Source organism: Psychrobacter sp. AT9, assembly GCF_047272965.1.
GTDB lineage: Bacteria > Pseudomonadota > Gammaproteobacteria > Pseudomonadales > Moraxellaceae > Psychrobacter > Psychrobacter glaciei.
Map to the genome: position 1 here is coordinate 3,011,763 of NZ_JBKOTW010000001.1, position 12,969 is coordinate 3,024,731.

Below are 12,969 nucleotides of genomic sequence, written 5' to 3' on the forward strand. Positions count from 1 at the left end.
CTAACCACTAAGGTTAATAACTGACTGTAATAATCTTAATTCAGTCAGCCAGCCATTCTTAATGGGTTTGTTTTAACTCAATGTTAATACCCAATGATTTGATTTCTTTGGTCAAGACGTTAAACGATTCAGGCATACCTGGATCCATATATTGCTCACCATCGACGATGTTTTTATACATACGGGTACGGCCTTCGACATCATCCGATTTCACTGTCAACATCTCTTGCAGCGTGTAAGTCGCGCCGTAAGCTTCTAGTGCCCATACTTCCATCTCACCGAAGCGCTGACCACCAAACTGTGCTTTACCACCAAGTGGCTGCTGCGTCACTAGTGAATAAGAACCGGTTGAACGTGCATGCATTTTGTCATCAACCAAATGGTTAAGCTTGAGCATATACATGTAGCCGACGGTTACTTGACGATCAAACTTCTGACCCGTACGACCATCATATAACGTCTGCTGACCGTTTCTGGCTAGACCAGCAAGCTCTAGCAAGTCTTTGACTTGATGCTCATGCGCACCATCAAATACTGCCGTGCCCATCGGTACACCGCCACGCAAGTTGTCTGATAACGCCATGATGTCGTCATCACTCAAGCTATCTAGATCAACTTGTTCACCGCCTACTTTGTTATAGATTTGGTCTAAGAAATCACGTAAGTCTTTGATCGCGGCTTGAGCTTTGAGCATACCATCAATTTTCTCGCCCAAACCTTTTGCTGCCATACCCAAATGCGTCTCTAGCACCTGACCGATGTTCATACGAGATGGAACACCTAGTGGGTTCAGTACGATGTCAACGGTATTACCATTTTCGTCATAAGGCATGTCTTCAACCGGCATAATGCGCGATACAACACCTTTGTTACCATGACGGCCAGCCATCTTATCACCAGGCTGAATACGACGCTTAACCGCTAGATATACCTTAACGATTTTTTGTACGCCATGTTGCAAGTCATCACCGGCAGTCAATTTGCGTTTTTTCTCAGCAAACTTCACATCGATGTCTTTTTGCTTATCAACTAAGTAATCAGCAATTTGCGTTAGACGCTCAGAGATTTCTTCTTCAACTGGCTGAATATCAAGCAAAGTCTCAAGGCTCATATCTTTCATATCAGCCAATGCCATCACTGTACCGGCTTTTAGACCTGAACCACCACTGACTTTTTGACCATCTAACAGATTGCCAATACGACCACGAGCGGCTTCTTCAAAGATACGTAGCTCTTCTTTTAAATCTTTACGGTAGCTATCAAGCTGTGATTTTTCAATCGCTCTTGCACGCGCATCTTTTTCGACGCCATCACGGGTAAAGACTTGAACGTCAATAACCGTACCTTTGCTTGATGTTGGAACACGCAAAGACGTGTCTTTAACATCAGCCGCTTTTTCACCAAAGATAGCCCGGAGGAGTTTCTCTTCTGGCGTTAGTTGTGTTTCACCTTTTGGCGTCACTTTACCAACTAAGATATCACCAGCATCAACTTCAGCACCGATATAAACGATACCCGCTTCATCAAGGCTTGATAGCGCCGCTTCACCAACGTTTGGAATATCAGCTGTGATCTCTTCTGTACCTAGCTTGGTATCACGAGCCACACAAGTCAATTCTTGAATATGAATAGTGGTGAAACGATCTTCTTTTACCACTTTTTCAGATAACAAGATTGAATCTTCGAAGTTGTAACCATTCCACGGCATAAATGCGATGCGGATGTTCTGACCTAGTGCAAGCTCACCAAGATCCGTTGACGGACCATCAGCCAAGATATCACCTACAGCAATAGCATCGCCTTGGTTCACGATAATACGTTGGTTGATACAAGTGTTTTGGTTAGAACGCGTGTATTTAACCAAGTTATAGATATCAATACCGGCTTCACCAGCAATCATCTCATCTTCATTTACACGAACCACAACACGTGAGGCATCAACGTCTTCGATCACACCGCCACGCTTAGCGATGACACAAACACCAGAGTCACGAGCAACGTGACGCTCCATACCCGTACCGACTAACGGCTTATCAGCACGTAGCGTAGGCACAGCCTGACGCTGCATGTTCGAACCCATCAAGGCACGGTTAGCATCATCATGCTCTAGGAATGGAATCAAACCTGCTGCGACCGATACGACCTGACTCGGTGACACATCCATATGCGTCACTTTTTCTGGCGGCATGCGAACGAATTCACCATAGCTACGCACACTGACCATTTCATCAGATAACGCGCCTTCTGCGGTTACTGGTGAATCAGCCTGTGCAATGACTGTACCTACTTCTTCAATCGCTGATAGATATTCAATAACATCTGTGACTTTACCATCAACCACACGGCGATAAGGCGTTTCTAAGAAGCCAAAGCTGTTGGTTTTTGCAAATGTTGCCAATGAGTTGATAAGACCAATGTTTGGACCTTCAGGAGTCTCAATTGGGCATACACGACCATAATGGGTATCATGTACGTCACGTACTTCAAAGCCTGCACGTTCACGAGTCAGACCACCGGGTCCTAATGCTGATACACGGCGCTTATGGGTAACTTCAGACAACGGGTTGTTCTGATCCATAAACTGTGACAACTGGCTTGAACCAAAAAATTCTTTAACCGCAGCCGCAACAGGCTTTGAGTTAATCAAATCTTGTGGTGACAAGTTATCAGATTCCGCTGAGCTTAAACGCTCTTTAACTGCACGCTCAACACGCACTAGACCAACACGGAATTGGTTTTCTGCCATTTCACCAACCGAACGAATACGACGGTTGCCTAGATGGTCAATATCATCGACTTCGCCGCGACCGTTACGAATTTCGATCAGCTCTTTTAGCACGTTAACGATATCGGCATTGGTCAATACGCTACGTTCGCGCTGGATATCTGGATCATCCGTGTTATCAAATTCTAAACCAAGACGACGGTTGAATTTCATACGACCAACATTTGATAGGTCATAACGATCAGCGTTAAAGAACATGCTATCAAATAGTTTTTCAGCAGTTTCGACCGTTGGTGGCTCACCTGGACGCATGACTTTATAGATTTCAATCAAGGCTTCTTCACGGCTTGAAGTACTGTCAGCACGTAACGTATCGGCAATATAACTGCCTTGATCGATATCGTTGGTGAACAGAATGCTGAACTCTTTGATAGAGTCACTGGCTTCAAATGCGCTTAATTTAACCAATAATTCATGGTCAATTAATGTATTGGCTTTAGCGATGACTTCATCGTTGACGACGATGTCTTCGGCCAAAATACGCTCATATAAGTATTCATCAGGGATAGAGATTTTAGTCATACCCGCTTCTTCAAGCTGACGGATACGACGGGCATTGATACGTTTGCCCTGCTCTACGATAACGTCACCTTCAGGTGATACGATATCGAACTGAGCCATCTCGCCGCGCAGACGATCTGCAACCAGATCAATCTCAAACTGCTCTTCACCTTTATAAACCGCTACTTTATCAAAGAAAAGATCTAAGATTTCAGCAGTGCTCAAGCCTAGGGCACGAAGGATAATAGATGCCAGTAATTTACGACGACGGTCAATACGAGCAAAGACTAAGTCTTTTGCATCAAATTCAAAATCAAGCCATGAACCACGGTAAGGGATGATACGTGCGTTATAAAGCACTTTACCACTTGAATGTGATTTGCCTTTATCATGATCAAAGAACACGCCAGGTGAGCGATGTAATTGCGATACGATAACACGCTCAGTACCATTGATAATAAAGGTACCGTTTTGGGTCATCAATGGGATTTCACCCATATAGACACTTTGCTCACGGATATCTTTGATTGCCGCTTTACTGTCTTTGTCTTTGCTGTCTTTATCTTTGATAATTAAGCGGATCTTGACACGCATTGGTGCTGCAAACGTTGAGCCACGTAAGATACACTCACGCTCATCAAACTCAGGATCGCCCAAATAATATTCAACAAATTGTAACTCAGCATTACCAGAGTGACTCTCAATTGGGAAAATAGAGGAATACGCAGCTTGCAGGCCACTATTCTCACGAGCTTTTGGCTTTTTATGCTCTTGCAAAAATTGCTCGTAGGAATCTACTTGAATAGACAGTAAATAGGGAATGTCCATCACAGTGGGCAATTCAGCAAAACTTTTGCGAATACGCTTTTTTTCAGTATAAGAATATGCCATCGAGAGTCCTTACAGTAAACGTGGAAACAAATTGAAAGCGTGGCCAGCATGCATCAATACTATTTGATATTAATATTATGCAAACTTGGCAACGTAAACGATAATATAAAACGGGTGTTAATACTCAGCTAGTGACTGTTTATCCATTCGTACAGGTGATACATTGGTATGTGCTTCATCAGTGCGCCACTATGACACTATTATTTAATGTTACAACTGCATTTAATGTTGCAACTGCATTTAATCTTACAAATCAATCTAGTCTTATCATCGGTATCTAAGCCACTCTATATGATGGTTTAAACCGACAGTTTCAATATAAGTCAATCTATAATAAATTGATTTATAGGTTAATACTTACCAATACTCTTGAGAATAAACAACTTCTATTAGGGTTATCCTAATCTACTTACCATCAAAACCAATGTCGTCGCTGATATATACCGTCTACGAGCCTACCTACTGACAGTAAAACCATGCTAAATGGATAACCTAAGATTAACAGCTTTTCAGAATTAATAATAATTGGGGTAACTATAACTTTTAGAATCAGTATAAACTATAGTGTTAATGGGAAAGCATGCAGACACAAAAAAATGCCAAACATCTATGGACGTTTAGCTGATATTAACTGATTTCAAAAACTGGTATGTGTGCTTGCACTGTGTTTATTTGCATAGCTATCGTCTGTCCTTTTGATGGGTATCCACCGTGTTGTTGCATACGTATGTTGGCAGACACAAAAGGTCAAGCTACGAATTATAATAAAAAAAAGCTGGCAATGCAAGGCATTACCAGCTTTTTTTGTACAACACTAAGATAAGCTCAGCTTATTTTAGTTCAACAGTTGCACCAGCTTCTTCAAGTTTCTTTTTCAACTCTTCAGCTTCAGCTTTGTTAACGCCTTCTTTGATTGGAGCTGGAGCGCTTTCAACCAAATCTTTCGCTTCTTTCAAGCCAAGACCAGTAGCTTCACGTACGGCTTTAATTACGCCAACTTTCTTCTCGCCAAAGCTGGCAAGAACTACGTCAAACTCGTCTTTTTCTTCAGCAGCAGCAGCAGCAGGGCCAGCAGCAGCAGGTGCAGCAGCAACAGCAGCTGTTACGCCGAATTTTTCTTCCATGTCGCTGATTAACTCAACGATATCCATTACTGACATTTCAGCGATTGCGTTTAACACATCATCTTTAGATAGTGCCATGAGAACTCTCCGTTATCTGATAAAATTTAATTGATTTTAATATCGCTTTGATTGTTTGCCAAATGTTCAAATAGTGTTAGCAATAAAGTACAATCAGCGATGTCAAAGTTACGTTAAAACAAGCAATTAAGCAGCTTCTTTTGCGTCTTTGATTGCCGCTACAGTGCGAACGAACTTGCCAGGAACAGCGTTCATAGTCTGGACAAGCTTGGTCACTGGTGCATTCATAGTAGCCATCAAGATAGAGATTGCTTCGTCGCGAGTTGGTAGCTTCGATACGCGCTCTAGCTCTTCTGGGCCATAAACAACACCACCGACTGATACTAATTTGGTCTCTAAAGCTTTGTTATCTTTGCTAAAGTCGAAAACGACTCGAGCGGCAGATCCCAAATCTTCCATAGAGAAAGCCAAAAGTAGTGGACCAGTCATACGGTCTGACATGCTCTCAAACTTAGTGCCTTCAAACGCGCGTTTTGCTAGGGTATTTTTTACCACTTTCAAAATCACGCCTTTCTCACGGGCTTGTTCGCGCAGCTTAGTAAGCTTTGCAACACCAATACCGTGATATTCGGCAGCTACTGCTGAGTAAGCATTAGCAGCAACTTCAGACACTTCAGCCACAACTTGTTGTTTTTGCTCTAGCGTTAATGCCATAAGTTGACTCCTTTAATCTTATCAGTCTGCTCAGTACTTCAATACTTAAAAACCGAAATTTTCAATTATTAAACAACTGAATTAGACTGACTTGATACGACACGTTATTCATAAATTCTATAAAAATAAAACCTACTCGTAACGACTGATTACGGCACCGTTATCAGAATGACATCAAGTGATAGATTGAACTATCGGCTCTTATCAACAACTGGGTGGATCACCGTCTGCGTAGGACAACTAAGATTTTCATCTGTGGTCGATTAAAAAAAGCAGCTTGTTATCATATTTAACCATTCGAAAATTGCTATCTATGACACTAAACCACTCTCTACCTACGGTCTTAGACAGCGTAGCATATGCTACGCTGACCTAATTTTTTAGAATTGGTTTGTACTCATTATTCAAAATATTTGAAGAGTGAATACTTAATTATTTAGCAGTGCGATAAGGAACAGCATCAATAGTGATACCTGGACCCATAGTGCTAGACAAGGTAATTTTCTTAATGAAAGTACCTTTAGACGTAGCAGGTTTAGCACGTTTTAGATCTGTGATTAGTGCTTCAGCATTTTGAATAACTTGCTCAGCAGTGAAACCAACTTGACCAATAGTAGTATGAATGATACCCGCTTTGTCTACACGATACTGTGCTTGACCAGCTTTAGCATTTTTCACAGCTTCAGCAACGTTAGGCGTTACTGTACCAACTTTTGGGTTAGGCATTAGGCCACGTGGACCTAGGATAGTACCTAACTGACCAACAACACGCATTGCATCAGGAGCAGCAATAACGATATCAAAGTCCATGTTGCCAGCTTTGATTTGTTCTGCTAGGTCTTCAAAACCAACGATGTCAGCACCAGCTTCTTTGGCGGCTTCAGCAGCAGCACCTTGAGCAAATACAGCAACGCGTTTGGTTTTACCAGTACCAGCAGGTAGGTTGGTAGCGCCACGAACGACTTGATCAGATTTACGTGGGTCAACGCCCAAGTTTACTGCAATGTCGATAGACTCTTTAAATTTTAGTGCTGGCAAATCGTTTAAGATTTGAACCGCTTCTTCAATCGTGTATAACTTTTCGTTTTCTACACGCTCAGCGATTAACTTTTGACGCTTAGTAAGTTTACTCATTTACACACCCTCCACGGTAATACCCATTGAACGTGCAGTACCAGCGATGGTACGAACAGCAGCATCAAGATCAGCAGCAGTCAAATCTGCATCTTTAGTCTTAACGATATCTTCTAATTGTGCACGGTCAACTTTACCGACTTTAGCGGTGTTTGGCGTACCAGAACCTTTAGCGATACCAGCAGCCTTACGTAGTAAGTACGCAGCTGGTGGTGACTTCATGATAAAGGTAAAAGACTTATCGCTATATACAGTGATCTCAGTAGGAATCGGTAGACCCGGCTCTTGGTTTGAGGTTGCAGCGTTAAATTCTTTACAGAATGCCATGATGTTCACGCCTTTTTGACCCAATGCTGGACCAATCGGTGGTGAAGGATTTGCTTTGCCTGCAGGCACTTGCAGTTTGATGTAACCATCAATCTTCTTAGCCATGATACTCTCCTAAATGGGTAATAGCGCCAAATCAACGTGGTATAAACCTTATTGACTAACAGCTCCCCGGTTGATGAATTTTTACGGGTTTAGTCTAGCTTCTCAACTTTACTAAACTCAAGCTCGACCTGAGTCGGTCGATTAAATACGTTTACCGTTAAATGTAGTTTAGACTTTTCATAATCCACTTTTTCAACCAACCCTTTAAAGTCAGTAAATGGACCATCGATAACCAACAACTCTTCGCCCGGCTCAAATAGAGTCTTAGGACGTGGGTCAGTTTCAGTCTGATTCAAACGGTTTAGAATACGATCTGCTTCTACTTGGGTAATTGGCGCTGGTGTTTCAGGTGTACCACCGATGAAACCCATAATACGTGGACAGTCTTTGACGATGTGCCAAGTGTTGTCATTCATTTCCATCTGGATCAATACATAGCCTGGAAAGAATTTACGCTCGCTTTTACGCTTTTTGCCGTCTTTCATTTCGACGACTTCTTCAGTAGGAACCAATACGTCACCGAATGATTCAGCGAAGTCACTACGATTAATACGATCAGTTAATGAACGCTGTACTTGCTTTTCATATCCTGAAAACGCTTGGACAATATACCAACGCATGTCACGCTCCTGATCATTATAAGTAAATTTTGGGTTAATATGCACTAATACGTGCTATTAACCAATAAAGAGGCCAACGAACCAGTTGAAAAAGTTATCTAATAACCAAACTAGAAACCCAACAATGGCAATCATCACAAGAACTTGCCAAGTATACTGAAAAGTCTCGTCTTTGCCTGGCCATGTCACGCGGCGTAATTCAACGGCAGCATCTTTTAACAATATTTTAAAAGCGCGACCCTGATGCGTTAATGCTAAACAGACTAAAGCAAATACAATAAGGGCAACGATAATACCAATACGTACCCAGACATCATTGGCAGGCTGCCAATAGCCAGGTAAATATTGATTAACTAACGTCGCCCCAATTAAAACTGCTGCGGCAAGTAGCCACAGAATCACATCTTTCATTGAGCCAGTTTTAGCCACTTCAACAGCCGTCGTTTGATTGCCTGCTGAGATGTGCTGACCTTTAGACAGCATTCCACCAGCACCCGCCTTGGCATCAGATAACTTATTCTCGAGGTTATCTTGATTATTGCTCATAAAGAACTCGCTTCGGAGATGGTGAGGTGTAACAAAGATGTGATAAGAAGATGGCAGGCGATGTAGGACTCGAACCTACAACCCTCGGTTTTGGAGACCGATGCTCTACCAATTGAGCCAATCGCCTATGGGTGTAAAGGACAGCATTATACAATATTGAACATAGAATGCAAGCCTTTAGCATTAAAATTGTATATTTTAGCTAATTCTTCTAATCAACAAACGCTCTTTTCATAAAAAATGCTTCGTAAGAAGCAGCATTAATATAACAAGCCAAGCACTATATTACAATAGGGGACATAGCAGATATGGCATTCAATTTAAATCTCTCTAAAAATTCTAAAACAACCTTCTACCATCCAAAAAAAGCCACCCTCAATAAAGAGAGCGGCTTTTCACGAACTGCTTAACGACTATCAGATTACTCTGACAGGTTAATGCTTAGTTCAATACGTTAGCAACAACACCAGCGCCTACCGTACGGCCGCCTTCACGAATAGCGAAGCGAAGACCTTTGTCCATAGCGATTGGGTGGATAAGCTCTACGCCCATCTCAACGTTATCACCAGGCATAACCATTTCAGTACCGTCTTGTAATTGGATTGCGCCAGTTACGTCAGTAGTACGGAAGTAGAACTGTGGACGATAGCCGTTTAGGAATGGTGTGTGACGACCACCCTCTTCTTTGCTCAACACATATACTTCAGCGTCAAACTTGGTGTGAGGAGTGATTGAACCTGGCTTAGCAAGTACTTGGCCACGTTGTACGTCTTCACGCTTAGTACCACGTAGTAGTACGCCACAGTTTTCGCCTGCACGACCTTCGTCAAGCAGTTTACGGAACATCTCTACACCAGTACAGGTGGTTTTTTGAGTGTCACGGATACCAACGATTTCGATTTCGTCACCAACGCGTACGATACCAGATTCAACACGGCCAGTTACAACAGTACCACGACCTGAGATTGAGAATACGTCTTCGATTGGCATTAGGAATGCTTTGTCAACGTCACGCTCTGGCTCTGGGATGTAGGTGTCAAGAACGTTTAGTAGTTCTACGATAGCTGGTTGGCCATATTTTTCTTGTGAGCCTTTTAGGGCTTCAGTAGCTGAACCATGGATGATTGGGGTGTCATCACCTGGGAAGTCATAGTCGCTTAGTAATTCACGAACTTCCATTTCTACTAGTTCAAGCAATTCTTCGTCATCAACAACGTCGCACTTGTTCATGAATACGACGATGTACGGTACGCCAACCTGACGTGAAAGCAGGATGTGCTCACGTGTTTGTGGCATAGGGCCGTCAGTAGCTGATACAACTAGGATTGCGCCGTCCATCTGGGCTGCACCGGTGATCATGTTTTTAACATAATCGGCGTGACCTGGGCAATCTACGTGAGCGTAGTGACGTGATGGAGTGTCATATTCTACGTGTGAGGTGTTGATGGTGATGCCACGTGCTTTTTCTTCTGGGGCTGAGTCAATAGACGCGTAGTCTTTGGCTTCGCCACCTGAAGTGATTGCAGCAACAGTCGCGATAGCAGCTGTTAGGGTTGTTTTACCGTGATCAACGTGTCCAATAGTACCAACGTTGACGTGTGGCTTTGTGCGTTCAAACTTGGCCTTTGCCATGGGTATTTCCTCTTTTTTTGGTGGCAGTGCTCAACGAGTATAAATACAATAATTGAGACAATCCTGACCACATTAAGATAATTGTTAAAAGGTCGCGCATACTAATGTGCAGATATTATAAGAAAATCACGGCCAATAACAAGTCTTTTAACCAATTATTGACGTATTATTCAATGACAATATAGAGACCTGCCCTATATTGTCACCATTAAATAGACTTTACTTACTCGTCGCCATCTTTAGAGTTGAACTTAGAGATGATGTCAGCGGCTACTGATTTTGGAATCTCAGCGTACTTTTGGAATTCCATTGAGTACGTTGCACGGCCTTGAGACATTGAGCGCATTTGGGTAGCATAGCCAAACATTTCAGCTAATGGTACTTCTGCACGGATTTGCTTAGTGCCACCAGGCAGATCTTCCATACCTTGAACCATACCACGACGACGGTTTAAATCGCCCATGATGTCGCCCATGTAATCTTCAGGTGTCTCAACTTCAACTTTCATGACTGGCTCAAGTAGTGCAGGGTTTGCTGCCATGAAGCCTTTTTTGAAAGCGATAGAACCAGCCATTTTGAATGATAGCTCATCCGAGTCAACGTCATGGTAAGAACCGTCATACAATGTCGCTTTTACGCCAACGATTGGATAGCCAGCAAGTACGCCATTTTTCATGCGCTCTTGAATACCTTTATCAACCGCACCGTGGAACTCTTTTGGTACCGTACCACCAACAACTTCTTCAGAGAATTCATAAAGAACGTCGCCAGCTGGATCCATAGGCTCAAGACGTAACCAAACGTGACCAAACTTACCACGACCACCCGTTTGACGTACGAATTTGCCTTCTTGTTCAACCGTCTCACGAATCGTCTCACGATAAGCAACCTGCGGCGCACCGATGTTGGCTTCAACGTTAAACTCGCGCTTCATACGATCTACAAGAATCTCTAGATGCAGCTCACCCATACCACTGATGATAGTCTGACCAGATTCTTCGTCAGTGTGTACACGGAACGATGGATCTTCTTTAGCCAAACGACCTAAAGCGATTGACATTCTTTCTTGGTCAGCTTTGGTCTTAGGTTCAACCGCTAGGCTGATAACTGGATCTGGGAATTCCATGCGCTCAAGCGTGATAACATTGCTTTCGTCACATAGCGTATCACCAGTCGTTACATCTTTCATGCCAACCAATGCAGCGATATCACCAGTGCGGATTTCTTCAAGCTCTTCTTGCGTGTTTGCCATCATCTGTACGATACGGCCAACGCGCTCACGCTTCATTTTAACTGGGTTATAAACGCTGCCGCCCTGCTTGATAACACCTGAATAAACACGAACGAAGGTTAAATTACCGACGAACTTATCATTCATGATTTTGAAAGCAAGTGCTGAGAATGGTGCGTCGTCTGATGCTTCACGAGTACCTTCGCTTTCTTCTTTGTCATCAAGAATACCGCGAATAGCTGGTACATCTATTGGAGCAGGCAGATACTGAATAACCGCATCCAACATCTTCTGTACACCTTTGTTTTTAAAGGCAGTACCACAAAGTAGTGGAATGATTTCGTTATCGATAGTCAACTGACGGATAGCAGCGTTGATTTGATCTACTGTCAATTCGCCATTCTCAAGATACTCATTCATGAGTTCTTCAGAAGCTTCAGCAGCGTTTTCTACCAAATACTCACGATATTCTTCTGCTTTTTCTTGAAGTTCTGTTGGGATTTCGCGCTCGTCATATTCCATACCTTGAGACGCTTCATCCCAATAGATGGCTTTCATAGTCACAAGATCCACTACGCCTTCAAAGGCATCTTCTTTACCAATTGGAATAACCAATGGTACTGGCTTGCCGCCTAAACGAGTTTTGATTTGATCGATAACACGATAAAAATCAGCACCAACGCGATCCATTTTGTTTACGAATGCAAGACGTGGAACTTTATATTTGTTAGCCTGACGCCATACGGTCTCAGACTGTGGCTGAACGCCGCCTACTGCACAGTAAACCATGCAAGCGCCATCAAGTACACGCATAGAACGTTCAACTTCAATCGTGAAATCAACGTGACCTGGGGTGTCAATAATGTTGATACGATGTTCGTCAAACTGCTTAGCCATACCTGACCAGAAGCAAGTAGTCGCCGCTGAAGTAATAGTAATACCGCGCTCTTGTTCTTGCTCCATCCAATCCATGGTGGCTGCGCCATCATGAACTTCACCAATTTTATGACTAACACCGGTATAGAATAAGACACGCTCTGTCGTGGTCGTCTTACCAGCATCAATGTGCGCAGAAATGCCGATATTGCGATAGCGTTTTAGGGGAGTTTTACGAGCCATAGTGTTTTCCTAGGGAAATTCGTGTATATATTAATGTGTTGTATCTCTACCTCATACTCTATGACAAAGCAGTCAGCTTCGTAATATTACTTACTGATTATTGGGCCTAATACGGACAAAAAAAGAGCAAATACTTAGAATATAGCGGCATCAAATTGGGGATGCTGTCTATGAAGAACAGTATCCTTTTCAGGACAGCATCTTGACAGATGTCCGCCATCC

At 42.9% G+C, this 12,969-nt stretch carries 9 protein-coding genes and 1 tRNA gene; all 10 read right to left on the reverse strand.

The features are described from left to right. Positions 1–58: 58 nt before the first annotated feature. Complete coding sequence (rpoB, locus tag ACMFL8_RS12590) at positions 59–4,177, reverse strand: DNA-directed RNA polymerase subunit beta (RefSeq protein WP_189585786.1); 4,119 nt, start codon at positions 4,175–4,177, stop codon at positions 59–61. Positions 4,178–5,007: 830 nt separating this feature from the next. After that, positions 5,008–5,379: a 50S ribosomal protein L7/L12 gene (rplL, locus tag ACMFL8_RS12595; protein ID WP_010201714.1), complete on the reverse strand. Its 372-nt coding sequence runs from the start codon at positions 5,377–5,379 to the stop codon at positions 5,008–5,010. A gap of 126 nt (positions 5,380–5,505) precedes the next feature. Continuing rightward, entirely contained in the window at positions 5,506–6,033 is a 528-nt protein-coding gene (rplJ, locus tag ACMFL8_RS12600; protein ID WP_010201715.1) for a 50S ribosomal protein L10, read from the reverse strand. 432 nt (positions 6,034–6,465) lie between these two features. Then, positions 6,466–7,167, reverse strand: coding sequence for a 50S ribosomal protein L1 (gene rplA, locus ACMFL8_RS12605; protein ID WP_010201716.1), 702 nt, complete (start codon positions 7,165–7,167; stop codon positions 6,466–6,468). Continuing rightward, a complete protein-coding gene (rplK, locus tag ACMFL8_RS12610; protein WP_010201717.1) occupies positions 7,168–7,599 on the reverse strand; it encodes a 50S ribosomal protein L11 in 432 nt (143 codons plus the stop codon). 89 nt (positions 7,600–7,688) lie between these two features. Further along, a complete protein-coding gene (gene nusG / locus ACMFL8_RS12615; protein WP_010201718.1) occupies positions 7,689–8,219 on the reverse strand; it encodes a transcription termination/antitermination protein NusG in 531 nt (176 codons plus the stop codon). 57 nt (positions 8,220–8,276) lie between these two features. Further along, on the reverse strand, positions 8,277–8,765 hold the full coding sequence (secE, locus tag ACMFL8_RS12620; RefSeq protein ID WP_194619557.1) for a preprotein translocase subunit SecE: 489 nt from the start codon (positions 8,763–8,765) through the stop codon (positions 8,277–8,279). Between the two features lie 51 nt (positions 8,766–8,816). Next, a tRNA-Trp gene (locus tag ACMFL8_RS12625) sits at positions 8,817–8,892 on the reverse strand. A 314-nt stretch (positions 8,893–9,206) separates the two neighbouring features. After that, complete coding sequence (gene tuf / locus ACMFL8_RS12630; protein WP_352309428.1) at positions 9,207–10,397, reverse strand: elongation factor Tu; 1,191 nt, start codon at positions 10,395–10,397, stop codon at positions 9,207–9,209. A gap of 223 nt (positions 10,398–10,620) precedes the next feature. After that, a complete protein-coding gene (gene fusA, locus ACMFL8_RS12635; RefSeq protein ID WP_010200606.1) occupies positions 10,621–12,747 on the reverse strand; it encodes an elongation factor G in 2,127 nt (708 codons plus the stop codon). Positions 12,748–12,969: the final 222 nt, after the last annotated feature.

Bases quoted from the DNA above. Each gene is read 5' to 3' on its own strand.
- rpoB (WP_189585786.1), bottom strand. From the start codon at position 4,177: ATGGCATATTCTTATACTGAAAAAAAGCGTATTCGCAAAAGTTTTGCT.
- rplL (WP_010201714.1), bottom strand. From the start codon at position 5,379: ATGGCACTATCTAAAGATGATGTGTTAAACGCAATCGCTGAAATGTCA.
- rplJ (WP_010201715.1), bottom strand. From the start codon at position 6,033: ATGGCATTAACGCTAGAGCAAAAACAACAAGTTGTGGCTGAAGTGTCT.
- rplA (WP_010201716.1), bottom strand. From the start codon at position 7,167: ATGAGTAAACTTACTAAGCGTCAAAAGTTAATCGCTGAGCGTGTAGAA.
- rplK (WP_010201717.1), bottom strand. From the start codon at position 7,599: ATGGCTAAGAAGATTGATGGTTACATCAAACTGCAAGTGCCTGCAGGC.
- nusG (WP_010201718.1), bottom strand. From the start codon at position 8,219: ATGCGTTGGTATATTGTCCAAGCGTTTTCAGGATATGAAAAGCAAGTA.
- secE (WP_194619557.1), bottom strand. From the start codon at position 8,765: ATGAGCAATAATCAAGATAACCTCGAGAATAAGTTATCTGATGCCAAG.
- tuf (WP_352309428.1), bottom strand. From the start codon at position 10,397: ATGGCAAAGGCCAAGTTTGAACGCACAAAGCCACACGTCAACGTTGGT.
- fusA (WP_010200606.1), bottom strand. From the start codon at position 12,747: ATGGCTCGTAAAACTCCCCTAAAACGCTATCGCAATATCGGCATTTCT.